Annotated in this window: 20 protein-coding genes; 12 read left to right on the top strand and 8 right to left on the bottom strand. The window is 63.5% G+C overall.

The features are described 5' to 3' along the window. The first annotated feature begins 128 nt into the window (after positions 1–128). The 3 genes from BLS08_RS00195 (at position 129) to BLS08_RS00185 (ending at position 1,889) form a co-directional block, all read left to right on the top strand. Positions 129–671 carry a gamma carbonic anhydrase family protein gene (locus tag BLS08_RS00195; protein ID WP_017676139.1) on the top strand — a complete coding sequence of 181 codons (543 nt, stop codon included), beginning with the start codon at positions 129–131 and terminating at the stop codon, positions 669–671. After that, entirely contained in the window at positions 668–1,168 is a 501-nt protein-coding gene (locus tag BLS08_RS00190; protein WP_017676138.1) for a GNAT family N-acetyltransferase, read from the top strand. The genes BLS08_RS00195 and BLS08_RS00190 overlap by 4 nt, the downstream gene beginning before the upstream one ends. A 73-nt stretch (positions 1,169–1,241) precedes the next feature. Continuing rightward, positions 1,242–1,889 carry an HAD family hydrolase gene (locus BLS08_RS00185; RefSeq protein ID WP_017676137.1) on the top strand — a complete coding sequence of 216 codons (648 nt, stop codon included), beginning with the start codon at positions 1,242–1,244 and terminating at the stop codon, positions 1,887–1,889. A 74-nt stretch (positions 1,890–1,963) separates the two neighbouring features. On the opposite strand, the gene BLS08_RS00180 is transcribed toward BLS08_RS00185, so the two are convergent. Both BLS08_RS00180 and BLS08_RS00175 read right to left on the bottom strand, forming a co-directional pair. Next, positions 1,964–2,194: a DUF1161 domain-containing protein gene (locus BLS08_RS00180; protein ID WP_013717841.1), complete on the bottom strand. Its 231-nt coding sequence runs from the start codon at positions 2,192–2,194 to the stop codon at positions 1,964–1,966. Positions 2,195–2,257: 63 nt separating this feature from the next. Beyond that, positions 2,258–3,319 carry an aminopeptidase gene (locus tag BLS08_RS00175; RefSeq protein ID WP_017676136.1) on the bottom strand — a complete coding sequence of 354 codons (1,062 nt, stop codon included), beginning with the start codon at positions 3,317–3,319 and terminating at the stop codon, positions 2,258–2,260. Positions 3,320–3,443: 124 nt separating this feature from the next. Here BLS08_RS00175 and BLS08_RS00170 point away from each other — a divergent pair, with 124 nt between their 5' ends. Further along, the gene (locus BLS08_RS00170) at positions 3,444–3,866 is read left to right on the top strand and encodes a PA0061/PA0062 family lipoprotein (protein WP_017676135.1); all 423 of its coding nucleotides are present in this window, start codon (positions 3,444–3,446) and stop codon (positions 3,864–3,866) included. A 59-nt stretch (positions 3,867–3,925) separates the two neighbouring features. Here BLS08_RS00170 and BLS08_RS00165 read toward each other — a convergent pair whose 3' ends face one another. From BLS08_RS00165 to BLS08_RS00155, 3 genes are all read right to left on the bottom strand, one after another. Then, positions 3,926–4,351 carry an OsmC family protein gene (locus BLS08_RS00165; protein WP_017676134.1) on the bottom strand — a complete coding sequence of 142 codons (426 nt, stop codon included), beginning with the start codon at positions 4,349–4,351 and terminating at the stop codon, positions 3,926–3,928. Between the two features lie 227 nt (positions 4,352–4,578). Further along, positions 4,579–5,580, bottom strand: a complete 1,002-nt coding sequence (locus BLS08_RS00160; RefSeq protein WP_017676133.1) for an LLM class flavin-dependent oxidoreductase — start codon at positions 5,578–5,580, stop codon at positions 4,579–4,581. 196 nt (positions 5,581–5,776) lie between these two features. Further along, positions 5,777–6,805, bottom strand: a complete 1,029-nt coding sequence (locus BLS08_RS00155; protein ID WP_017676132.1) for an AraC family transcriptional regulator — start codon at positions 6,803–6,805, stop codon at positions 5,777–5,779. 170 nt (positions 6,806–6,975) lie between these two features. Between BLS08_RS00155 and BLS08_RS00150 the strand changes: the two genes are divergently transcribed. The 3 genes from BLS08_RS00150 (at position 6,976) to BLS08_RS00140 (ending at position 12,487) form a co-directional block, all read left to right on the top strand. Next, positions 6,976–7,947, top strand: a complete 972-nt coding sequence (locus BLS08_RS00150; RefSeq protein ID WP_017676131.1) for a TAXI family TRAP transporter solute-binding subunit — start codon at positions 6,976–6,978, stop codon at positions 7,945–7,947. Between the two features lie 204 nt (positions 7,948–8,151). Then, positions 8,152–10,710, top strand: a complete 2,559-nt coding sequence (locus tag BLS08_RS00145; RefSeq protein ID WP_017676130.1) for a TRAP transporter permease — start codon at positions 8,152–8,154, stop codon at positions 10,708–10,710. Positions 10,711–10,978: 268 nt separating this feature from the next. Then, entirely contained in the window at positions 10,979–12,487 is a 1,509-nt protein-coding gene (locus BLS08_RS00140) for a uracil permease (RefSeq protein WP_017676129.1), read from the top strand. A gap of 1 nt (position 12,488) precedes the next feature. Here the strand turns inward: BLS08_RS00140 and BLS08_RS00135 are convergent, their stop codons facing one another. Beyond that, positions 12,489–14,129: a Na/Pi cotransporter family protein gene (locus BLS08_RS00135; RefSeq protein ID WP_017676128.1), complete on the bottom strand. Its 1,641-nt coding sequence runs from the start codon at positions 14,127–14,129 to the stop codon at positions 12,489–12,491. Positions 14,130–14,217: 88 nt separating this feature from the next. Further along, on the bottom strand, positions 14,218–15,348 hold the full coding sequence (locus tag BLS08_RS00130) for a PilT/PilU family type 4a pilus ATPase (protein ID WP_017676127.1): 1,131 nt from the start codon (positions 15,346–15,348) through the stop codon (positions 14,218–14,220). 187 nt (positions 15,349–15,535) lie between these two features. Between BLS08_RS00130 and BLS08_RS00125 the strand changes: the two genes are divergently transcribed. Then, the gene (locus BLS08_RS00125; RefSeq protein ID WP_017676126.1) at positions 15,536–16,276 is read left to right on the top strand and encodes a substrate-binding periplasmic protein; all 741 of its coding nucleotides are present in this window, start codon (positions 15,536–15,538) and stop codon (positions 16,274–16,276) included. A 20-nt stretch (positions 16,277–16,296) separates the two neighbouring features. Here BLS08_RS00125 and BLS08_RS00120 read toward each other — a convergent pair whose 3' ends face one another. Next, complete coding sequence (locus BLS08_RS00120; protein ID WP_017676125.1) at positions 16,297–17,202, bottom strand: AEC family transporter; 906 nt, start codon at positions 17,200–17,202, stop codon at positions 16,297–16,299. A gap of 68 nt (positions 17,203–17,270) precedes the next feature. Between BLS08_RS00120 and BLS08_RS00115 the strand changes: the two genes are divergently transcribed. From BLS08_RS00115 to BLS08_RS00100, 4 genes are all read left to right on the top strand, one after another. After that, the gene (locus tag BLS08_RS00115) at positions 17,271–17,675 is read left to right on the top strand and encodes a GFA family protein (protein WP_017676124.1); all 405 of its coding nucleotides are present in this window, start codon (positions 17,271–17,273) and stop codon (positions 17,673–17,675) included. Between the two features lie 236 nt (positions 17,676–17,911). Next, complete coding sequence (locus BLS08_RS00110) at positions 17,912–19,252, top strand: SrfA family protein (protein ID WP_017676123.1); 1,341 nt, start codon at positions 17,912–17,914, stop codon at positions 19,250–19,252. 69 nt (positions 19,253–19,321) lie between these two features. Next, a complete protein-coding gene (locus BLS08_RS00105) occupies positions 19,322–22,303 on the top strand; it encodes a virulence factor SrfB (RefSeq protein ID WP_017676122.1) in 2,982 nt (993 codons plus the stop codon). Beyond that, complete coding sequence (locus BLS08_RS00100) at positions 22,300–25,014, top strand: putative virulence factor (protein ID WP_017676121.1); 2,715 nt, start codon at positions 22,300–22,302, stop codon at positions 25,012–25,014. The genes BLS08_RS00105 and BLS08_RS00100 overlap by 4 nt, the downstream gene beginning before the upstream one ends. The last annotated feature ends 3 nt before the right edge of the window (positions 25,015–25,017 follow it).

Below are 25,017 nucleotides of genomic sequence, written 5' to 3'. Positions count from 1 at the left end.
ACGAGGCACCTGTGGCGAATGAATGTGGGGTTGCGGCGCAGAGCGGTAATAATTCTGGCGCGATAGAAACCGACATGGGGGCCATCTTAATTAGAATCAAGCTTTCCCGCAGCTCAGGAGCTTCTATCGTGGCGATTCGCAAATACCAGCAGCACGTTCCACAACTGGGCGAACGTGCCTTCGTCGACGCTTCTGCCGTGGTCATCGGCGACGTCGAACTGGGCGAGGACAGCTCAGTCTGGCCGCTGACCGTGATCCGCGGCGACATGCACCGCATCCGTATCGGCGCGCGCACCAGCGTGCAGGACGGCAGCGTGCTGCACATCACCCACGCCGGGCCGTTCAACCCTGATGGCTACCCGCTGATCATCGGTGACGAGGTGACCGTCGGGCACAAGGTCACCCTGCACGGCTGCACCCTGGGCAACCGGATTCTGGTCGGCATGGGCAGCATCGTCATGGACGGTGCGGTGGTCGAGGATGAGGTGATCATCGGCGCCGGCTCGCTGGTGCCGCCTGGCAAGCGTTTGGAAAGCGGCTATCTGTATGTCGGCAGCCCGGTGAAACAGGCGCGCCCGCTGACCGACAAGGAGCGCAACTTCTTCAGCTACACGGCGGGCAACTACGTGAAGCTCAAGGAGCTGCACCTGGCCGAAGGCTACGACCAGTGAGCGACGAACTGATCATTCGGCCCATCGAGGCGGCCGATTTCGACCAGGTCTGGCCGATCATTCGTGACGTGGTGCAGGCGCAGGAAACCTACGCCTTCGACCCGAACATGGATCGTGAAACGGCCTGGAAAACCTGGGTCGAACTGCCGCGCGCGACCTTCGTTGCCGAGCAGGATGGGCAGATTCTCGGCACCTACTACATCAAGGCCAACGCCGCTGGGCCGGGCGATCATGTATGCAACTGCGGCTATATGACCGCCCCGGCTGCCCGTGGCCGCGGCGTCGCCGGCCAGCTCTGCGCTCACTCGCTGGAGGTGGCACGCGAATTGGGTTTCAGCGCCATGCAATTCAACAGTGTGGTGGCGACCAATACGGTGGCCGTGGCGCTATGGCAGAAACACGGTTTCGCGATTGTCGGCACCTTGCCCAAGGCCTACCGCCACGCCCAGCATGGGTTGGTGGATTGCCATGTGATGTTTCGCGCGCTGGGTGAGTGAGCCTGGAACCGCCTATCCTGCCGTGGGAATCTTGTATCCTTGGCCACCGTTCCGATCCTGAACAGGCCCCGCCATGCATCACTCCATCATCTTCTTCGACCTCGACGGCACTCTGACCGACCCGCGCGAGGGCATCACCCGCTCGGTGCAGTACGCCCTGGCCAAGCTGGGTATCGATGAGCCGGACCTGGCCGCGCTGGAGCACTTCATTGGCCCGCCGCTGTTGCAGTGTTTCATGAGTACCTATGCGCTGGACGAGGCCACTGGATGGCAAGCGGTCAATCATTATCGTGAGCGCTTTCGGGTTACCGGGCTGTACGAAAATCGTGTGTTCGATGGGGTGGAGACGCTGCTCGAGGCGCTGGTGGCGCAGGGCCGCACGCTCTATATCGCGACCAGTAAACCGACAGTGTTCGCCGAGGAAATTGCCCGGCACTTCGGCTTCGACCGCTACTTCAAGCGCATCTACGGCAGCGAGCTGGATGGCACCCGCACCAACAAGGTGGAGCTGTTGGCGCATCTGCTGGACTCGGAGCGACTGGCGCCCGGTTCGGCGCTGATGATCGGCGACCGCAAGCATGACCTGATCGGCGCCCGCAGCAATGGTTTGCAAGCGGTGGCGGTCGGTTACGGCTTCGGTAGTCGTGAGGAGTTGCTCGGCGAGACGCCGGACTTTCATTTCGAGACGCTGGAGCAGATGCACCGGGCGTTTGGCTGCTGAGGGCATAGGAGCGGGCTCGCTTGCGAAAGATTCGCGAGCAGAGCTCGCTCCTACAAAAAGCAGCTGTAGATAGATCAGCCGTTGCGCTGATAGACGATCTTCTTGGTGCCGCCGTCGCAACTGCCGACGACCATGCTCTGATCCTGAACTTCGTCGTTGGGCACGATTTCCAGGGTGTAGCTGGGCACGTTGTTGGCCTGAATCTTCACTTCGATTTCCTGCTTGAGTTCTTCGCAGGGCTTGGGCGCGGCCAGCGCGCCGCCAGCAAGGAGCATCAGGGCCAGGGCGGGAATCAGTCGTTGCATCGCTTGTACCTCCGGTGTTGGGCGAAACCTGAGTAGGTTGGACTGGCAATCTGCCCCGCAGTTCTAGTCGTTTTGCATCAGGCTTTCCAACGCGGCCCGACGATCCGCTTCCGGCAGCCGACCGAGCGCGGCCACGGCGGCGTAGAACGCGCGCCAATCCCGGCCCTCACGCGTGAACAGTGCCGCGAAAGCCGGCACCCATTGGTCGTAGAGGCCGAAGGGCAGCAGCTTGGCGTTGTTCAGCGGGCTTTCGATCCAGGCGTCATAACGCCCCAGGCCACCCCAGTCGCGCTGGCGCAAGGCGCGGTAGTCGCGGCGCAGGCGCTCGAACTCGGTTTGCTTGGCGGCGCGCATGGCTTCTTCTGACAGATTGCTGGCATAGAGCTGACGCAAACGCTCGCGGCTGGCCAGCACCAGTTCGATGAACTGCTGGCGCTGGCGGTCGTCGCTGGCCGGCGGCGTTTCACCACGGGCCGCGTGCCACTGACGCAGCCCCTCGCGTTCGACGAAGGTGGCGAAGGACTCGTTGAAGGCCGTATCGCCCGGCAGGTAGTACTGCTGGTGCGCCAGCTCGTGGAAGATCACCGCGATGAAACGCTCGTCGCTCCAGCGCAGCATGGTGTTGAGCAGCGGGTCATCGAACCAGCCCAGGGTGGAGTAGGCCTCGACACCGCCGATGTAGGTATCCAGCCCCTGCTGGCGCAGCAGCGCGGCAGCACCGCGGGCTCGGCCCTGTTGATAGTAGCCGCGGTAGGCGACGCAACCGGCGATGGGGAAACAGTGCAGCTCGGGGTCTAGCGAGAACTCCGGCGTGGCGAAGACATTCCACACCACGAAGGGGCGCTCCAGGTCGGCGTAGAGGCGATAGCTGCGGTTCTCTGGCAACTGCAGACTGGCGCTGGCGAAGTCCCGCGCCTGCTGGCTCAGCGTCAGGCGCCTGGCCAGATCGGGGTCGGTGGCCGAGTCATGCAGCAGACGCTCGATCGGCTGGCGTGCCTGCAACAGTTGCCATTGGCCCTGACCGAGATGGGCGTAATAGTCGAGGGTCGAACAGCCGCCCAGCAGCAGGGCGAGCAGGGGAACCGCGCAGCGGCGCAGCAGGTCTTTAGAAGAGGCGTTGGGCATGCCGTCACGCTAGCTGATCGCGTTGCTTGTCTCCAGCCCCGTGCGTGTGAATAGGCTCGTTTCGCCTCGGTTTTGCCCGCCTCCCGATGTAGGCTGGTGTCTGAACCCTATCGTGGAGGTCGCCATGCGCGCCCTGTTTCTCGCCCCCGCCCTGATGATGCTCGGGGCCTGTGCTTCACCCCTGCCCAAGCCCGACCCGCAGCAGGCCTGGGTCGAGTTGTATTCCACCGCCGATACTTTGCTGATGGCTGACCGCCTGGACGGCAAGCGCTGGCCGGATGGCCGCTACTTTCAGGTGACGCCCGGCCAGCATGAGCTGGAAACACGCTTCCAGTTCGAGGTGCGTAGCGGTGGGTCGATAGGGATGCAGAGCGAGCCATTGCGCATGACCTGCGAGATTCGCCTGCGCTACGAAGACTTTGCGGCTGGCCAGCGCTACCGCGTCGAGGCACGTCAACAGCTGATGAAAGCGCAGGCCTGGCTGTATGACGAGCAACGCAACGTGTTGGCGCGTGGCGAGGTGCTGCGTTGCGGGACGGCCATCTAGGCCAGGGCTGATCCGCACGGCGCGCCCCGCTGATCAATGGGGGCGCCGCGGGTGCAAGGTCAGGCTTCGAGTATGCCTTCCAGGGTGATCGTGGCGTTCAGTACCTTGGATACCGGGCAGCCGGTCTTGGCAGCTTCCACGGCTTTCTCGAAGGCGGCGCGTTCGGCGCCTGGGATCTTCGCGCGCAGCGTCAGATGCACGGCGCTGATTTCGAAGCCGCCCTCGACCTTTTCCAGGGTCACTTGCGCCTTGGTGTCAATGCTCTCGGCGGTCATGCCGGCGTCGCCCAACTCCTTGGACAGCGCCATGGAGAAGCAGCCCGCATGAGCGGCGCCGATCAGCTCTTCGGGGTTGGTGCCGGGCTTGTCCTCGAAGCGGGTGTTGAAACCGTAGGGCGAGTCCTTGAGGACGCCACTTTCGGTAGAGATGGTGCCTTTGCCGTCCTTGATACCACCTTGCCAGTGGGCCGAAGCTGTCTTCTTCATATGCGTCTCCCATCGTATGAACGGGGCCACCGATCTGGCGGCCTGTTCTGATTCAGAGGGCTGTCACGCGTACAAGTTCGCACTTAGCAGGCTGTTGAAAAACTACCTGCGTTGCCATTGCTACGTTAAAAGCAGGCTCAAAATGCTCATTTACAGCTCGTAAACTCCGCTTTTTCGCCTGCTTTTGCCTTGCACTGGCTGCCTCGCCTACGTTTTTCAACGGCCTGCTAGCCGTGTTGCAGCTCGGCGAGGATGTCGAAGGCGTGCAGGCGGTCGGCGAAGTCGTACATGTCGCAGGTGAAGATCAGCTCGTCCGCTTCGGTTTGCTCCAGCAACTGTTCCAGGCGCTGACGCACGGTCTGCGGCCCGCCGATGGTAGCCAGGCCGAAGAACTCGCCCACGGCCTGGCGCTCGTGCGGCAGCCACAGGCCGTCCATGCTCGGTACGGGCTTGCGTTGCACCAGGCTCTGGCCGCGGATCAGCGCCAGGATGCGCTGGAACGCGGAGGTGGCCAGGTACTGCGCCTGCTCATCGCTGTCGGCTGCCAGCAGCGGTACGCCAAGCATCACATAAGGCTTGTCCAGCACCGCCGAGGGGCGGAAGTGGTTGCGGTAGATGCGGATCGCCTCGTGCATGTAGCGCGGTGCGAAGTGCGAGGCGAAGGCGTAAGGCAGGCCCTTCATGCCGGCCAGCTGGGCGCTGAACAGGCTGGAGCCGAGCAGCCAGATCGGCACATTGGTGCCCGCCCCGGGCATGGCGATCACCCGTTGCCCTTCCTGGCGCGGGCCGAGGTAGGCCTGCAGTTCCTCGACGTCATTGGGGAAGTCGTCGGCGCTACCATCGCGGCTGCGGCGCAGGGCATGGGCGGTGTACTGATCGGCGCCGGGCGCGCGGCCCAGGCCCAGTTCGATACGCCCGGGATAGAGCGTGGCGAGGGTGCCGAACTGTTCGGCAATCACCAGCGGCGCATGGTTGGGCAGCATCACGCCGCCAGCGCCCAGGCGGATTTTCGAGGTGCCGGCGGCCAGATAGCCGATCAGCACTGAGGTGGCGGAGCTGGCGATGCCGTCCATGTTGTGGTGCTCGGCCACCCAGAATCGCTCGAAGCCGAGGCTCTCGACATGTCGGGCCAGCGCCAGCGAATTGTGCAGGGCCTGAGCGGCATCGCCATCGTCGCGAATCGGCGCCAGGTCGAGGGTGGAGAGCTTGATGGAGGCCAGTCGGCTCATTGGGGAATTCTCCTCGTTGCATGGCCGGCCACTCTAACCCCTCGGGTCCAGGCAGCGCACGCCAGGCACAGGCATAGTCATCATCGATACGGGTGATGCGCTGATGCCGTCGCGGCTGTTTTGCGCCGCGGGATGCTCGGTGATGAGCGTGGCGAATGGTGCCCAGGACCGCCGTGTTGGCGAGCGAACCTGTGCCTCAGGCAGTGCCGTGCTGGGCGCGGTATTCGCCAGGGGTCAGGCCGGTCCACTGGCGGAAGGCGCGGAAGAATACGCTGGGTTCGGAGTAGCCCAGCAGCAGGGCGATTTCCGCCGCAGGTAGGCGTCCGTCGCGCAGGTGTTGTTCGGCCAGCTGGCGGCGCGTGTCGGCCAGCAGGTGCTGATAGCTGCAGCCCTCTTCGGCCAGCCTGCGCTGCAGGGTGCGTTCGCTCAGGTTCAGCGTACGGGCCAGCTCGGCGCGGTCGGGTTCGCCGTGTGCCAGTTGCTCGCCGAGCAGGCCGATGACCCGCGCACTGAGGCTGGCGCTGGGCAGGCGGGCGAGCAGGGTTTCGGCATGCTGGCGCAGCAGTTGCTGCAGCGGCGGGTTGGCCTGGATCAGGGGCGCCTGGCCCAGGGTCCGGGGCAGGGCGATGGCGTAGTCGTCGCTGGCGAACTGCAGTGGGCAGGCGAACACGTCCTGATAGGGCGCAAGGTCGGCTGGTTCAGCGTGACGAAATTGCGCGCCGAGCAGGCGGAAGTCGTCGAGCAGCGGCATGGTCATCTGCACCCAGCAGGCCATCATCGCCAGGACGCGGATGCGGGTTGCCGGATGCTGCGGATGCAATGGGCGGTACAGCAGCAACAGGCTGTCGTCGCGAGTATCGATATGCAGTTCGCCGCCCTCGCCAGCGAGGCGCTGATAGCGTAGTGCGGCGTTCAGCGCATCGCTCAGGGTGGCGCTGCTCTGCAGCAGATAACTGAGGACGCTGAATGGGCCTGGGGTGAGGTTGCGACCGAGCAGCAGGCCGGGTTCCGGGTGCTGCAGGCGTGAATCCAGCTCATGCCAGAGGGTCTGCTGGACGCTGAAGGGGATGCGCGCGTCGGGATCAGCCAGTTGCTGGTCAGTCAGGTTACAGACGCTGAGCAGCGCCTGACGGTCGAGGCCGAGGCGACTGGCTGCGTGCAGCACAGCCTGGGTCAGACTGGCGCTGACCGAGGCCTGCGATGATTCATGAGGGACGTTCGACATTGGTCGATTCTGCCCAATGCCGGGGTTGGACGATAGCCTGCGCCCCACACAATGAGTTACGACCGGTTGGTCAACAAGGCGTGCATATTCGTCGCAAGCAGTTAGACTTCCCACCCGGACGTCGCTCACAAGGCACGCTCGCTCAAAACAACAGAAAAAGGAGATATCCCATGAAAGGCAAATCCTTGGCATGGGTCCTGTCCGCCGCGCTCGCGGGTACTGCCCTGAGTGGTATGGCACAGGCCGAAGAGAAATTCGTCACCATCGGCACCGGCGGCCAGACCGGCGTCTATTACGTGGCCGGTCAGTCCATCTGCCGCTTCCTCAACCGTGGCTCGGCTGAGCACGGCATCAAGTGCAACGCGCCGGCCAGCGGCGGCGGTGTGGCCAACGTGAATGGCATTCGCAGCGGCGAATTCAACTTCGGCATCATGCAGTCCGACCACCAGTTCAAGGCTCTCAACGGCGCTGCACCGTTCGAAGCCGAAGGTGCGATGAGCGATATCCGTGCGGTGTTCTCGCTGCAGAGCGAAGTGTTCACTGTCCTCGCCCGTCGTAGCGCCAACATCGCCAGTTTCGATGATCTCAAGGGCAAGCGCGTTAACGTCGGCAACCCGGGTTCCGGTCAGCGTGACACCCTGGAAGAGATCATGGCTGTCAAAGGCTGGGATCGCTCTGCCTTCGCCCTGGCTGCCGAGCTGAAGCCGGCCGAACAGGCCAGCGCTCTGGGCGACAACAACATCGATGCCATGACCTACTTCGTCGGTCATCCGAATGGCGCGATCCAGGAAGCTACCACCACCACCGACGCCGTTCTGGTTCCGGTGACCGGCGCCGAGATCGACAAGCTGCTGGCCGAGAAGACCTACTACACCAAGGCCGACATCCCTGGCGGTCTGTATAAGGGCAACGATCAGCCGACGCCGTCCATCGGCGGCAAGGCCGTGCTGTCCACCAGCGCCAAGGCCGATCCGGAAGTGGTCTACCAACTGGTCAAATCGGTGTTCGACAACATCGACCGCTTCAAGCGTCTGCACCCGGCCTTCGCTGACCTGAAGGAAGAAGACATGATCAAGGTCGGTCTGACTGCCCCGCTGCATGAGGGTGCAGAGCGTTACTACAAAGAACGCGGCTGGCTGTAAGCCTTCGAGGGTGTCTACAAATTGCTGCGCTCGGCCATGCTGCTTTGTAAACACCCTCTTTGGGCCCTGTCGGCCAGCCGGTCAGGGCCGTTCGTGATGCGTCGCCAGGCGCGTCACTCGATTCGCTTCTAGTGTTAAACAAACCCGCAGGCTCAGGCCCGCGGGTTTTGCCGTTTTCCGTTTACTCAAATGCAGGTTCGCCCCATGCATGACAAGCAACTTTCCACCGAGGAACTGATCGCCCAGGATGTCGGCGCGCGCACGCCCGTCGGCTCGATGGCCCAGGTGATCACCGGCCTGGCCCTGCTCTGGTCGCTGTTCCAGCTGTGGATCGCCTCGCCACTGCCGTTCATCTTCGGTGTCGGCGTGCTCAACGATACCCAGACCCGTGCCATTCACCTGGCATTTGCCCTGCTGCTGGCGTTTCTCGCCTACCCGGCGTTCAAACGCTCGCCGCGTGATCGCGTGCCGCTGCTGGATATCGCTCTAGGCCTGGTCGCCGCGGCCAGTGCTGCCTATCTGTTCATTTTCTATCAGCAGTTGGCCCTGCGCCCCGGCAGCCTGACCACAGGTGACCTGGTTACGGCCTGCATCGGTATCCCCCTGCTGCTGGAAGCCACGCGCCGTGCTCTTGGCCCACCCCTGGCGATCATCGCCCTGGTGTTTCTCGTTTACAGCCTGGCCGGCCCCTATATGCCGGGGATATTGGCGCACCGTGGGGTCAGCTTCAACGCGTTGGCCAACCACCAGTGGATCACCACCGAAGGCGTGTTCGGCATCGCTCTGGGTGTATCCACCAGCTTCGTGTTCCTCTTCGTGCTGTTCGGCGCGCTGCTCGAGCGCGCCGGTGCTGGCCATTACTTCATCCAGCTGGCGTTCAGCCTGCTCGGCCACTTCCGTGGTGGCCCGGCCAAGGCGGCGGTGCTGGCTTCCGGCCTGACCGGGATGATTTCCGGCTCGTCGATCGCCAACGTGGTGACCACCGGTACCTTCACCATTCCGATGATGAAACGCACCGGCTTCTCTTCGGAGAAGGCTGGTGCGGTGGAGGTGGCCTCCTCGGTCAACGGCCAGATCATGCCGCCGGTGATGGGGGCTGCAGCCTTCCTGATGGTCGAGTACATCGGCATGCCCTATGTCGAGATCATCAAGCACGCCTTCCTGCCTGCCGCGATTTCCTACATCGCGCTGCTCTACATCGTTCATCTTGAGGCGCTCAAGCTCGGCCTGCAGCCCATTGGCGGTCATCAGCCCAAGCCCTGGCTGCGTCGCCTGACCGGTTTCGCCTTCGGTGCAGCGCTGATCAGTGGCCTGTCGCTGGCGGTCTACTACGGCCTGGGTTGGCTCAAGCCGGCGCTCGGTGAATATGCCCTGCCGGTGATCGGTGTTCTGCTCGCAGTGGTCTACCTGGCGCTGCTGAAAGTCGCCGCTAGCGTGCCGGTACTGCCGCCGGAAGACCCCAACGCGCCGCTGGAAGAGCTGCCGCAGACCCGCGCGGTGCTGCTGTCCGGCCTGCACTTCCTGCTGCCGGTGGTGGTGCTGGTCTGGTGCCTGATGATCGAGCGCCTGTCTCCCGGTCTGTCGGCCTTCTGGGGCAGCGTGATGCTGATCATCATCCTGCTCACCCAGCGCCCGCTGCTGAGCTGGATGCGCCGCGATGGCAGCCATGACCACGGCAGCTTCATCGATGGCGTGATTGATCTGCGCGAAGGCCTGATCGCTGGCGCCCGCAACATGATCGGTATCGGTATCGCCACGGCGGCGGCGGGCATCATCGTCGGTGCGGTGTCGCAGACCGGCGTTGGCCTGGTGCTGGCCGATCTGGTCGAGCTGCTGTCGATGGGCAACCTGCTGCTGATGCTGATCCTGGTGGCGGTGTTCAGCCTGATCCTCGGTATGGGCTTGCCGACTACCGCCAACTACATCGTGGTGTCCAGCCTGCTGGCGCCGGTGGTGGTGGCGCTGGGGCAGCAGAACGGCTTGATCGTGCCGCTGATCGCGGTGCACCTGTTCGTCTTCTACTTCGGCATCATGGCCGACGTAACGCCACCGGTGGGGCTGGCCTCGTTCGCCGCGGCGGCGGTGTCCAAGGGCGATCCGATCAAGACCGGTATCGTGGCGTTCTTCTACAGCCTGCGTACCGCTGCGCTGCCGTTCCTGTTCATCTTCAACACTGACCTGCTGCTGATCGACGTCGACTTCTGGCACGGCGTGATCATCTTCATCGTGGCGACCATCGCCATGCTGATATTCGCTGCCGGCACCCAGGGTTTCTTCCTGGTGCGCAGCCGCCTGTACGAGAGCGTGTTGCTGCTGCTGGTGGCCTTCACCCTGTTCCGCCCCGGCTTCTGGATGGACATGCTGCACGACCCCTATCAGGAGGTGCCGCCGGCCGAGCTGGCGCAAGCGCTCGATGGGGTAGAGGACGGCAGCTCGCTGCGCCTGCGCATTCTCGGCGAGAACGCCGTGGGCGACCCGCGTGAGTTCACCGTGCTGCTGCCGGTGCCGGATGGCGCGTCGGGCCAGGCGCGCCTGGAGAAGCTCGGCCTGAACCTCTATGAGGAAGGCGACAAGGTGCTGGTGGACAGCGTCACCTTCGGCAGCCTGGCCGCTGATGCGGGTCTGGAGTTCGATCAGCAGATCCTCAGCGTGCGGGCACCGACCGACCGCTGGATCAAGGAGCTGATGTGGATTCCGGGCTTCCTGCTGTTCGGTCTCGTTGTGCTGCTGCAGCGTCGCCGTCAGGTCGCGCAGACCGCATAACCTAGCCTGGCAACTGACAACAAGGCAGCTTCGGCTGCCTTGTTCGTTTATTGACCATGCCCCCATTTGTGTAGGAGCGGCGCCCCGCCGCGAACCCGGGCGGCGCCGACCCAAAAGCTTCGCCCCGGGGCGGGGCCCCTACGCAAGAGGGGATTTGCGAAGCCTATCTGACAGGCATTGAGCTTCGGCTGCCTTGTTCGTTTATGCCCTGGGCGCGGATTGCTAGACTCGCCGGCCTGACCACTCAGACAACAAGGACGCAGCCAGCATGTCGACGCCGCGCGTGCATTACCCCTGGTACAAGAAGGAAGACACCGACGCCTTCTTCGCCCTGTTCCAGAACAACATCGCCAACTTCGTGATCATCGCCATCAGCATGCTGGGCATGGGTTTCCCTGCCGAAATCGTGTTCGGCCAGGTACTGCCGGGGGCGGCGGTGGCGGTGATGGCCGGTAACTTCTACTACGCCTGGAGCGCCGCGCGTCTGGCGCGCAAGGAGAACCGCGCCGACGTCACCGCGCTTTCCTACGGCATCAGCACGCCGGTGATGTTCGTCTTCCTGTTCGGCGTGCTGCTGCCGGCGAAGAACCTCACCGGTGACGCCGAGCTGGCCTGGAAGGTGGCGGTGGCTGCCTGCTTCATCAGTGGTCTGATCGAGGCTGCCATCAGCCTGTTCGGCAACTGGGTACAGCGCCGCTTGCCGCGTGCGGCCATGCTTGGCGCGGTGGCTGGGGTGGCGCTGACCTTCATCGCTGGCGAGATGCTGTTCAAGACCCTGGAAATCCCGGTGATCGGTCTGCTGGTACTGGCCATCACCATCGTCGGCCTGGTGGCGCGGGTAAGCATGCCGTTTCGCCTGCCGGCTTCGCTGTTCGCCATCGTCGTCGGTACGGCGCTGGCCTACCTGATCGGCGCCGCCGATAGCGGCAAGTTCAGCGATGCCTTCACCCACCTGGGTTTCTACCCGCTGCTGCCCAACCTGGCCTGGTACGAGGGCCTGGGCCTGCTGTTCACCAGCCTGCTGGCGCTGATGACGGTGATCCTGCCGATCACCCTGTACAACGCCATCGAGACCATGAACAACGTCGAGGCCATGAGCGCCGCCGGTGACAGCTACAGCGTGCGCGAGTGTCAGGCCGTGGACGGACTGGGCACCTCGCTCGGTGCACTGTTCGGCGGCGTGTTCCCGACCACCGTGTACATCGCCACCGTGGGCTCGAAGTGGATGGGCGCCGGGCGTGGTTACAGTCTGCTCAATGGAGCGGTGTACGGCCTGGCGACCATGTTCGGCCTGATCGCCTTCATCGCCGCGCTGATTCCGGTATCGGTGGTGGCGCCGATCCTGGTATTCGTCGGCATGTCGATGATCGCCACCGCGTTCAACAGCAACCACGCCCGTTACTATCCTGCAGTGGCGTTGGCGATGCTGCCGTATTTCGCCAACTACCTGATGACTCGCTTCAATCGGGGCGCGCCGGAGGTGGTCGAGGGCATCTCCAGTGCCATCGGCGCGTTGGGGCAGGGCGCCATGTTCAGCGCCATCCTGCTCGGTGCCATGTGCGTGGCGGTGATCGACCGTCAGTTCCGCCAGGCCACCGTCTTCGCGTTGGTGGCAGCCGGCATGGCCTTCGTTGGCCTGATGCACGCACCGAAGCTGGCCTGGTACGCCGCGCCGGACTTCGTCCACGGCTATCTGCTGATGGCGCTGTTCTTCGCCTGGTATGCCTGGCGCGGCGTGGAGCCGGCCGCGCCCGAGCGAGTAAGCAGCGCCGACTGAGTCACTCGCCACCCTCGAGTCTGAGCGCGCCGGTCTCCTGGCCCTCCAGCACCACATAGGCGCTGGAGCAGAACAGCGAGTTGAGGCGCTTCATGTCGGCGATCAGCTCCAGATGCAATGAGCTGGTCTCGATGCTCTGCAGCACCTGGCGCTGCAGGCGGCCGATATGCGCGTGCGCCAGGCGCCGCTCCTGCGCGCGGAAGCGGCGCTTCTCGCGCAGCAACTGGCTGGCACTGGCGTGATCGGCGCTGAGGAACACGTTAAGGCCCAGGCGCAGGTTGGCTGTCAGTTGCCCATGCAGGCTGGTCAGCTCCTCCAGACCTTTCTCGGAGAAGGCTCGGCGCTGCGCAGTCTTCTCGTTCTGGATCTTGCCGAGCATGCGTTCGATCAGCTCGCCGGCCTGCTCCAGGTTCACCGCCAGCTCGAGCACCTCGGCCCAGCGCCGGCTCTCGTGTTCGCTCATCGCCTCGCGCGGGATCTGCGCCAGGTACAGCTTGACCGCCCGGCACAGGCTGGCGACGTCGTCATTGAGCAGGCGCAGCTCCTTGTTCAATGCCGGCTGGTTCTGCTCCAGCACCGGCAGCAGGTGGCCGAGCATGGCCTCGATCTTGTCGCCCACGCGCAGGGTTTCGCGCACGGCGTTGGCCAGCGCCAGGCTTGGCGTGGTCAGCGCCGTCGGGTCGAGGTGGCGCGGGCGGGCGATGCCGCTGTCATCGGCACGGTCCGGCAGCAGCCAGTTGCAGAAGCGCGCCATCCAGCCGACGGTGGGTAGCATCAGCAGGGCGCGCAGGCTGTTGTAGAGCAGGTGGAAGAAGATCACCAGCTCCGCCGGGCGCCAGTTCAGACTGTCCAGCCAGTCGGCCAAGGGCTGCAGTACCGGCAGCACCAGCAACAGTCCGATCAGCTTGTAGATCAGACTGCCCAGCGCCACGCGACGCCCGGCCGGGTTCTGCAGGCTGCTGGTGAGAAAGGCCAGCAGACCGCTGCCGATGTTGGCACCGATCACCAGGCCGATGGCCACCGGCAGGCTGATCAGCCCGGCACCGGCCAGGGTGGCGGTGAGCAGCACGGCGGCCAGGCTGGAGTAGGTGAGCAGGGCGAACAACGCACCGACCAGCGCGTCGAGCAGCAGATCGCCGGTCAATGACGCGAACAGCACGCGAATGCCGCGCGCTTCGGTGATTGGCGTGGCGGCGGCGACGATCAGCTCCAGCGCCAGCAGCATCAGGCCCAGGCCGATGGCCACCCGGCCGAGTTGGCCCGCGCGGGTCTGCCGCCGCGAGAGGAAGAAGATCACCCCGAGAAAGATCAGCAGCGGGCTCAGCCAACTGAGATTGAGCGTCAGCACGCGGGCCATGAGCGCCGTGCCGACGTCAGCACCGAGCATGATCGCCAGGCCCGGCGCCAACGCCATCAAGCCCTGGGCGACGAAGGAGGTGACCAGCAAGGCCGTGGCGTTGCTGCTCTGCACCAGCGCCGTGACGCCGATGCCGGCGACGAACGCCAGCGGCCGGCGGCCGATATTGTGGCTGAGCACCTTGCGCAACTGCGAGCCGAACACGCGCAGGATGCCGGTACGTACGATTTGTGTGCCCCAGACCAACAGGGCAATGGCTGACAGCAAATGCAGCAGGGTCAGCATGAATCGGCCCCCCTGAAAGACGGCCGATGAGGAATTATGGTTTCGGCCTGTATAGATGAGCATCGGCCGAAATCACTGATAAAGCCAGTCAACCGTCGCGCAGTACCTTGAGTTCGGCATCATCGGCGGAGAAGCCGCGCTCGAGCTTGAACTTGAGGCTGAGGTCGGTCCGCGAGTCGGCGAACTTGAGCGCTTCGGCCAGGCTGATACGGCCGGCTTCGAGCAGGGCGAACAGGTGCTGGTCGAAGGTTTGCAGACCTTGTTCGGCCGCTCGCGCCGTGGCTTCGCGCAACTCGTCCAACTCATCGCGCTGGATCAGGTCGCGGATGTAGGGCGTGCCCAGCATCAGCTCCACCGCTACCACGCGTTTTTGCGCGATGCCCGGTACCAGGCGCTGGCCGATCACCGCGAGCAGGTTGTGCGCCACGTCGGCCAGCACCTGCTTGCGGGCGGCGTCGGGAAAGAAGCGGGCGATACGCTCGATGGCGTGGCTGCTGCTGGTGGCATGCAGCGTGGCCACGCACAGGTGGCCGGTTTCGGCGTAATGCAGCGCGTGCTGCATGGTCGCGGCGTCGCGGATCTCGCCGAGCATGATCACGTCCGGCGCCTCGCGCAGCACGTTGCGCAGGGCGTCGTCGAAGCTGTGGGTATCGAGGCCGACTTCCCGCTGGTCGATGATCGAGCGTTGGTGGCTGTGGAGAAATTCGATGGGGTCTTCGATGCAGACGATATGCCCGCTCTTGTGGCGATTGCGGAAATCCAGCATCGCCGCCAGGGTGGTTGATTTGCCCGAACCGGCTGCGCCGGTGACCAGGATCAGCCCGCGATCCTGCATGGCCAGTTTTTCCAGCATTTTCGGCAGACCGAGGGCCTCGAAACTGGGAATCTGGCTCTTGATCAGGCGCACCACCATGGCCACTTCGCCGCGCTGGTAGTAGAGGTTGACCCGATAACGTCCGGCGCCCTGCAGGCTGACCGCCAGATTCATCTCCAGATCGCGCTCGAACTCGGCGATCTGCTTCTGCGTCATCAGTTGATAGGCCAGCTGTTGCACCTCGCCGGCCTTCAAGATGCGCTGGCCCACCGGCTGGCTGTGTCCTTCCACTTTCATGTGCGGCGGTGCGCCGACGCTGAAGAACAGGTCCGAGCCGCCGTGCTGGTGGATCAGCTGCAGATAGGGGAAAACGTCAGGCTGATCGTTGGCGTTGGTGTCATTCATCGGCTTGCCGCATCTCGTTCGTGTTGCGACAAGAATAGACGGCGCCCTGCCCAGCCCGTTGCTTCGTATCAAGAGAACAGCATGAATTGTCGCCCTATAGCCTGGTTGCACTGGACAGCCGTGCTCGTGAGAGCAAGAGTCAATGATCGGGGCAGCAAGGCGATTGCACGCCAGTGACTGGAGATTGATGGTGGGATTATGGGGGGCGGCTCTGCTGAGTCTGCTGTTGTGCGTATCGGCGCGAGCGGAGGTGCTGCACCTGGCTACGGGCGATGACTATGCGCCGTTCACTGGCAAGGCATTACCTGGTCAGGGCATGCTCACCCAGGTGGTGCGGGCGGCGCTGGCTGAGCAGGGGTCGGCAATCACGCTCGACTGGCTGCCCTGGAACCGCGGTTACCTGAAAGCCAAGCGCGTTGAGTACGACGCCACCTTTCCCTACGTCCGTTCTGCCGAGCGCGAGGCGGAGTTTCTCTACTCGGCGCCCATTTATGTGGCCGAACAATACATCTTCAGCCGTGCCGGTGATCACATCGAGCTCGATGATCTACCCGCCATGATTGGCCGGCGACTCTGCTATCCGCTGGGCTGGCAGCCGCCGGCGGCGATCCAGCAAATGGTCGAGCAGGGCGTACTGCGCCGTCATTCTCCACTGGGTCTGCAGGAATGCGCACGGTTACTGCTGCTCGAACGTGACGACCTGTTCATTGCCGACCGTAACCTGGGTGGCAGTGCTTTGCACAGCGCTGGCGCTGATCTGGCGCAGTTTCACCGGTCACGGGTGCCGTTTCAGAGCAGTACGCTGCACTTCATCGTCTCGCGGCAGCATCCGCGCGCGGCCGAGTTGATCGAGCGCTTCGACCGTGGTCTGGCGGCGCTCAAGGCGCGTGGGGAGTATCAGCGCCTGATCGAGAGTTACGTGGAGTAGCGCTAAGCCGATATTGCGGTTCAGGCCAGCAGCGTCATGATCGCCACCAGGCTGCCAGCCGCCAGCAGCGTCTGCAGGGTGATGATGCCGGCCATCAACTGGCTGTCGCCGCCCAACTGGCGTGTCAGCACGTAGGCGGTCGGTGCGGTGGGCAGGGCGAAGAACAGCACCAGCACCGCACTTTCCATCGCGGGCAGGTTCAGGCCCCAGGCCACGGCCCAGGCCAGCAATGGCATGGCCAACAGACGCAGCGCGCTGCTCCAGCCCAATGCTGGAACTTCCCCGCCCAGCTGTTCGGGCTTGAGTGCCGCGCCGACGCAGAGCAGGCCCAGCGGCAGACTGGCGGCCGCGAGCAGGCTGAGCAGGCGATCCGTACCGCCCGGCAAGCCGATACCGGTGAGGTTGAACAGCGCGCCGCCGGCGCAGGCGAGTATCAACGGATTCTTCAGGATCGGCAGCAGCAGGCTGCGGGCGCTGACGCCACGCTCGGCAGTCAACGACCATACCGAGAGCACGTTAACCGTCGGCACCATCAGCGCCAGCATGATGGCCGCCAGGGTCAGGCCTTCCTGGCCGAACAGGCTGCCCACTGCCGCCAGGCCGAGGTAGGTATTGAAGCGCAGAATGCCCTGGGTGAAGGCACCGAAGCGTCCGGCCGGCCAGCCACGTAGCCGTCGCACCAGCAGCAGTGCCAGCCAGGCGATGCCCAGACCGAGCAACACGGCCAGAGCCAAGCGCGGCAGTGCCGGGTTGTTCAGCGGCGCCTTGGCCAGGCTGGAGAACAACAGGGCGGGGAACAGGATGAAGTAGTTGAGGCGCTCGGCGCCTGGCCAGAAGGCCTCGCTGGGAAACTCTCGCAAACGCAGCCAGTAGCCGGCGACTATCATGGCGAACAGCGGCCACAGGGCCAGCAACAGGTCGATCACGGGAACCCCCGGTAGCGGTGAGCGCCTATCTTGGTCAGCGCACCGCCGCATTGCAAGACGGAGACGGCATGAGCGAGAGACATGAAGGCGGTTGCCAGTGCGGCAGCCTGCGTTACCGCATCGAGGCACCGCTGCAGGACATCGCCCATTGCCATTGCTCGATCTGCCGGCGTAGCAGCGGAGGCATTCTCACCACCTGGGTCACCGTCTCGCACCAGGCGTTTCAGTGGTTGCGCGGCACGCCTCGCGCCTTCGCTTCTTCGGTCAGTTGCACGCGCTATTTCTGCGGCGACTGCGGCGCGCACCTGGCGCTCCATACCGACCTCAGTCCGGACACACTGGACGTCACCGTCGCCACGCTGGACGAACCGGAGCAAGCCCCGGCGGATCGGCATATCTGGGTGAGCAGCCGGCTGCCCTGGTTGACGATCGATCCGCAGTTGCCGGAAGAGTGGCAAGAAGAGATAGATTAGGTAGCTCAACATAAACGCATAAGGGATCGATTCAGAGTTAATCGCAGATTGATTTTTGCGCCGAAAAGCATTCCCATGAAGCGATGTCTATGTCACATTTCGAAAAATTAAGTGCAGCTAACGTTTGAATACAAAAGGCTTTTTCGCCTTGCTGACTGACGCGATCTTCCAACGTCATTTGGAATGATTGTGCCGTAATTTCTATTTTCAGATGGCCAGGGAAAGGATGACCGCACATGTCAGGCGCATTGCTCCGCACGGGTAACCTTCAGGAATTCAAGGCGCTGGGTGTCGATGGTCAGCCGGTGTACAGCGCCGCGCTGCAACTGCGCGAGGCCATTCGCCTGAAGATGGGGCGCGAAGCCTCCAGTTGCCTAGCCATTCCGCAGCCCAACGAAACCGGTGACCGCATCGATTGGTACGCGCCTGTAGAGGGCGACGTGATCCCCTGGTCGGCGGCCACGGTTGAAGAGCGCGCGAATGCCTATGCTCAGCTTGAGGTGATGCACGCCAAACTGGGTGCTACCAGCGAAAGCATGCGTGCTGACGCGCAGAACCGGGAAAAGCAGATATTCGGTCGCCTGCTGGAAAAAACCATTCACTTTCCCGACAGCGACCATGTCTACCTGGTCGATGGCAAGCCCGTCATCACCTTCTGGGGGTTCACCGATCACGCGGGAACCTATGATCACGACCCGCTGTTGTGTCTGCGTCCGCCTGTGCCCAGCGCTGCGCCAGTAGCACCGCTCGCGCCGCCCCCGCTGGCCACCGCCGTGCCGGTTGAGGTGGTGAAGAAGTCGCGTTGGTGGCGCTGGCTGTGGCTGTTGCTCCTGCCACTGCTCCTGCTGTTGCTGTTGTTCTTGCTGCGCGCCTGTGCGCCAACGGTCGAGTTGCCACTCGGCCTCGATCGCATCGATCTGCCGGGATTGCCGGTGCATGAGCGTGATATCGGCGTGTTCGGTCGTGGTGGGTCGGTCGATGGTGCCGGGTCGGGTGCTGCTATCGATGGTCAACTGCCGGACGGACAGGAGTCTCCCGCTGCCGAGCAGGAGGAGGGCGCTGCTGCACACGACGAGCCCGATGCACCGGGCGAAGAACCGCCGCCGTCCGCGCCTGAGGATGCAGCCGCTGAGGAGCCATCTGCCGAGCCGCCACAGGAGCAGCAGGAACCTCGCAAGCAACCGCCGGGTCGGGACGTACCACAAGACCTGAGCATTCCCCCGCAGGCACTGGAAACCGGCTCCACTGAGTTCCTCAACGGTAACTGGAAAGCGGGTGCCGGTATTCAGGATGCGCAGACCGGCAAGCCCATGCAACTCGACTATGACTTCAAGGATGGCAAGGGGCAGGTCAAGGTGCGACGTGGTGATGGTGTCGAGTGCTCGGGTGCGGTGAATGCCGCGATGCAGGGCGGCAAGCTGGCGATCAGCAACCAGGGGCAGGCTGCCTGCAACGATGGCAGCAGCTACAAGCTGCCGGAAGTCGTGTGCAGCCCGGATAGCCGTAGCGCTGCTGACTGCACGGGTAGTTATGAGAACAAGCAATTCCCCATGTCCATGAGGCAGGGCGTCGAGTAACAGGCCCTTGAAATTCCAGGCAGTTCCAACGGCCTGCCACGACCCGAGAACAGGGCGGAAAAACGCATCATGTTTCCAGAAAAGACCGACTACGAAGATAAGATCACCCTGATCATGGGCAGCGGTGTCCAGTTCCTGGATTTCGCCGTGACCCTTGAACTGCGCCGCGAACTACCTGGCGAGTTCGTGCGCCAGCGCAACGATGGCCCGTTGGCGCGGCTGATGTTCGATGAACGCAGCAACAGCTTTTTCCATCCGGCAGCCCCGGGCAGTCCTGTGAGCCCAGCCTACAGCGTAGCGGTCGAGCAGTCGGTGCGTCTGCTCAAAGGGCTCTGGCTACCCTTGCCATTCTTTCGCTTCAGCCCACCTCGGCGTTTCGACGATGGCCCGTCGAACTGGGCGCGTATGCGCATCATCGAGCTCAAGGAGGGTGAGGATCCAGATGGTCATACTCACCGGGTGACCCTGGCCTTCGATACCAAAGTATTCGCCAGCCGCAGCGATACCGCCTATCTGGCGCCGACCAGTGATGATGTGCGAGCCGGCGCGGCATTTGCCCTGGCACATCAGGCCGACGAGATGGGCTGGTTCCTCGACCTGGCCTGGGTCGATGGCTGGCTACGCGAAGTGTTCACCGAGCAGGCGCAACTGCCGCCGATACGCATGCAGCTCGATGACATCGAGCACGAGTGTCAGGAGCTCTATCATCAGGCGCATTACCTCAACTTGCTGCACCTGCTCGGTACGGCGTTGCCGGTGCCGGAGCTCAAGGTGGTGTCCAACCGCGACAGCGATCTGCACAAGGCGATTCCGGTGGACATGGTGCTCGATGTCGGCAACTCGCGCACCTGCGGCATCCTGATCGAGGATCACCCGCAGGAGAATGATGGCCTGAGCAAGCGCTATGAGCTGGAACTGCGTGACCTGACCCAGCCTGAGCACGTTTATCCGGAACCTTTCGAAAGCCGTATCGAGTTCGCTCAGGCGGTATTCGGCAAGGATCACTTTTCGGTGCAAAGTGGCCGTCGCGAGGCCTTCCAGTGGCCGACCATCGCCCGCGTTGGTCGCGAGGCCGGACGTCTGGCCAGTCGCCGGCGTGGAACCGAAGGCTCGACCGGCCTGTCCAGCCCGAAGCGTTACCTGTGGGACGAGGACAACTACGAGCCGGGCTGGCGCTTCAACTGCGCCTACGTCAAATCCGAAAGCGAGCCGCACGCCACTGCTGCGCCCGTCGCCGGGTTGATCAACGAGAAAGGTCAGGCGCTCTACAGCCTGCCCTTCGACGAACGCATGCCGGTGTTCCACCCGCACTATTCGCGCAGCTCGTTGATGACCTTCATGCTCTGCGAAGTGCTCGGCCAGGCATTGATGCAGATAAACAGCCCGTCGCAGCGTCTGCGCATGAGCCATTCGCGCGTGCCGCGCCACTTGCGCTCGATCATCCTCACCGTGCCGCCGTCGATGCCCAAGCCCGAGCGCGAAATCTTCGCCAAGTGCATGGAGCAGGCCATCGGCCTGGTGTGGAAGAGCCTTGGCTGGCACCCTGAAGACGATCCGATCAACATCAAGGACGCCAAGGGCCGCGAGACCGCTTGGCCATTCCTACCGGAAGTGCATGTGCAGTGGGACGAGGCCACCTGCGGCCAGGTCGTCTACCTGTTCAACGAAACGCAGAACAACTTCGCCGGTCGTCCGGAGGAGTTCTTTGCCACCATGGCGCGTCCGGATCAGCCGCACAAGGATCGTCTGACCATCGCTTCGATCGATATCGGTGGCGGCACCACCGACCTGGTGATCACCGAATATCGGCTCGATGATGGCGTGGGCAGCAACGTCTATATCACCCCCTCGCAGCGTTTTCGCGATGGTTTCAAGGTCGCCGGTGACGACATCCTGCTCGACGTGATCCGCCAGTTCGTCCTGCCGGCATTGGGCTCGGCGCTGCGTGATGCGGGTGTCGACAACCCTGATGCGTTGCTGTCCAAGCTGATCGGCAGCGAGCCGCTGGCCGTGCAGGACGCCGTGCTGCGCCAGCAACTGACTCTGCAACTGTTCAGCCCTATCGGTCTGCGCCTGCTCAAGGCCTACGAACAATATGACCCGCTGGATGCCGGCACCCTGGTCAGGGGCACTTTCGGCGAACTGCTTGGCGACGAGCGTCCCACCGACGATGTGCTTGACTATTTCAGCAGTGCCGTACGCCGCCAACTGGGTAACGGCAGCGAGCCGTTCGACCTGCTGGCGACAACGCTCAACGTCAGTCTGCGGCGCATTCACGAGGCGTTCATCGGCGATCGCATGAACATCGGCAAGACCATTCAGGCGCTGTGCGAAGTTGTCCACAGCTACCCCTGCGATGTGCTCCTGCTCACTGGGCGTCCGTCGCGTCTGCCCGGTGTGCAGGCGCTGTTTCGCAAGCTGCTGCCGTTGCCGCCGGGACGCATCCTGCCGCTCAACCAGTACCGCACCGGTGGCTGGTACCCGTTCAACAAGCTCGACCGTATCGAGGACCCGAAGACCACGGCCGCAGTCGGCGCCATGCTCTGTCTACTCAGCCGCAGCCTGCGGCTGCCCAACTTCTTCTTCCGTTCGGCGGCGTTCAAACCCTACTCGACGTTGAAGTTCCTCGGTCTGATCGACAACAACAACGTGATCAAGGACGGTAACGTCTACTTCCGCGATATCGATCTCGACGACCCCGAGTACGAGCTGCCCGAGTTGACCTTCGATATGCGCGGCACCATGCGCCTGGGCTTCCGCCAACTGGCCAACGAACGCTGGTCTGCAGCGCCGCTGTACATCCTCAGCATCGAGAACCAGAAGCTGCGCGAGCAGGTCGCTTCCCAGGGGCTGGTGCTCAAGGTGCGCCTGGGCATCAAGCCTTCGCGCAATCCGGCTGAAGGCAGCGAGAGCTTCGAATTTCTTGGTGCCGAATCCAACAGTGGTTCGGTCAGCCGCTCGCACATTCGCCTGCGCCTCAACACCCTGTCCGACGCCGGGCTGGGTGAATCCCAATATTGGCTCGACAGCGGGAGCGTGTTTCGCAAATGAGTAACTCGCCTGAGCAACTGACCCGACACTGGGCCGCCATTCATACCGGTGCCGGCGAGGCGATCCGCTGGATCGGCGACGTGCGCCGCAGCGCGCCACGCCTGGATAACGAAGCGGACGACCTGATCCTAAGCCTGCGTCGCGTGCGCAATACCGCCCGACGCCTGGGCGGCGTTTCCGGCCTGCCGATGACCGTGGGTTTCTTCGGTCTGTCCCAGGCCGGCAAGTCGTACCTGATCTCGACCCTGGCTGCCGGTGCCAACGGCAAGCTGGAGACTGATTTCGGTGGCAGTCGTCTGGACTTCCTCACCCATGTCAATCCGCCGGGTGGAGGCAAAGAGGCCACCGGCCTGGTCACCCGTTTCAGCCGTACTGCGCGCCCCGGCCCGGACGATTTCCCGCTGGAGCTGAAGCTGTTCGGCGAAGTGGAAGTGGCCAAGGTGCTGGCCAACTCCTTTTTCAACGATTTCAACACCGAGAAGGTGTCCTATCGCTTCGATGAAGCGGCCATCCGCCAACTGCTCAAGGAACTCGGCCAGCGCCGCCAGCTCAAGCCGGTGCCCGGAGTCAGCGAGGACGACGTGGTGGCCCTGTGGGACTACCTGCAAGGTAGTTTCCCGGCGTCGCTGAGTGGTCTGGCTGGGTACTACTGGCCCGTGGCCGTGGAGCTGGCGCCCTGGCTGGCGGTGGAGGATCGCACCCGGCTGTTCTCGATCTTCTGGGGTGAGATCAACGAGTTGAGCGAGGCCTACCAGAGCTTCGCCAGAACCCTGAGCAGCTTGGGTAACGCCGATCGCGTATTCGCTCCGCTCGATGCCCTGGTGCGGCAGACCGACAAGGGCCTGTCGCAGGCCGACAGCATCATGAACGTCGACATGCTCGAGCGCTTGGGCAAGGACAGCGACAAGCGCATCGGCGTGCGCCCATTCATTGACGGCGAGCTGCGTGCGTCGGTCGAGCTGTCCCTGGCGCAACTGGCCGCACTCACCGTCGAGTTGGTGTTCCCGTTGGTTGAGCCTACTAGCGAGCCGCTGTTCGAGCAGGTCGACCTGCTCGATTTTCCCGGCTATCGCGGCCGCTTGTCGGTCGAGTCGCTGGACGACGTGCGTCGCGCGGTGAGCAGCGACGAAGCCAGCCCGGTGGCGCAACTGATCCTGCGCGGCAAGGTTGCCTATTTGTTCGAGCGCTACACCGACAGCCAGGAAATGAACGTGCTGATCGTCTGTACGCCATCGAACAAGCAGTCCGACGTCACCGCTGTCGGTCCGGTACTGACCCGCTGGATCGACAAGACCCAGGGCGCCAAGCCCGAAGAGCGTGCTCTGCGTAAGCCGGGCCTGCTGTGGGCCATCACCATGTTCGACATGCGCATTGGTAGCGACTTGGACAAGGGCGAAGACCTACTGCGCCTCGGTTGGGGTAGCGGCGGCATGATGAAGATGACCATGCTCGAACGCTTTGGCCAGTACACCTGGCTGCAGGAGTGGACGGCCGGTCAGCCCTTCGATAACACCTTCCTGGTGCGCAAACCGCGCATGAAGGTGACCTTCCTCGACGTGCAGGCTGGTGAAGAGATCGGTATCAACGCAGCTGCCCAGGATTCGTTGGGGCTGATGCGCAGTACCTTCGTCGAAGACGAAACTGTACAGCGCCACGTCAACCAGCCGCAGCAGGCCTGGGACGCGATGCTGGAGCTGAACGATGGCGGCATGGGCCGTATCAGCCAGTACCTGCGTGGCGTGGCGCTGCGCGAGGTCAAGCTGGGGCGTATTCGTGAACAGCTCGATGATGTACTGCATCTGCTGGATAGCCGGCTTGGCCACTGGTATCAGGCAGAAGGCGCCGGCGAGCTGGAGAAGAAGCGCAAGATCGCCAAGCAGATCTTCGACGCGGTCTGGCCGCGGCGCATTCTGCTGGGTGAACTGTTGCAGAGAATGCAATTGCCTGACGATCTGGTTCGGGGTCTGTACCTGCGCGCCGATGACGAAGAACCTACTGCTCTGGTGAGCGATAGTGGGAGCAGCGGTGTTGTGAGCGGGGGGGCGCTCAACCTGGGTGATGACCTGGGACACGACGATAGTTTTGATCTGTTCGGCGACAGCGAGTCGGCGCCTCGCTCGTCGAGCAATGCCTTACCGCTGCGCTCCAGCGGTAGCGATGCACGTTTCGCCCAGGCCGTACTGCGTGAGTGGATAAGCCACCTGCGCCACCTGCCTGAAGACATGCGTCTGATGACCTATCTGGGCTTCTCCAAGCCAGCGGTCGAGGCTCTGGTTGATGAGCTCATCACCGGCGCTAGTCGCCTCGACCTACAAACACGCCTGCTGCAGGCCATCGTCAGTACCGAGCAGATTGGCACCAAACGCGAGCAGCTGGCCGGACGTCAGGTGCTCACCGCGAAAACCGTGCTGGGCGATTTCATCGGCTGGCTAGGGTTCATCGAGTCACCCCTGGGGCAGCGTCCCGACAGCCGCATCGAGCGTGGCGCCAAGCTATTCCAGGCGCCACCGGTTATCGTCCCGGGCAAGCTGCCGCAACTGCCGGCGCAACCCCTGGAACACACGCGCAACTATGTGGGCGACTGGCTGGTAGCGCTGGCCAAGATCGCTGAAGACAACGCCGGTCACAGTGCTGGCCGAGAAATCACACCGGAGCAGAACGAGACGCTGGGCAAGGTGCTCGCCACCCTGCATGCGGATCGGACGGAATAAGTC

This window comes from Ectopseudomonas chengduensis, from assembly GCF_900102635.1.
Taxonomy (GTDB): Bacteria; Pseudomonadota; Gammaproteobacteria; order Pseudomonadales; family Pseudomonadaceae; genus Aquipseudomonas; species Aquipseudomonas chengduensis.
This window is presented reverse-complemented; position numbering and strand designations above follow the sequence as displayed.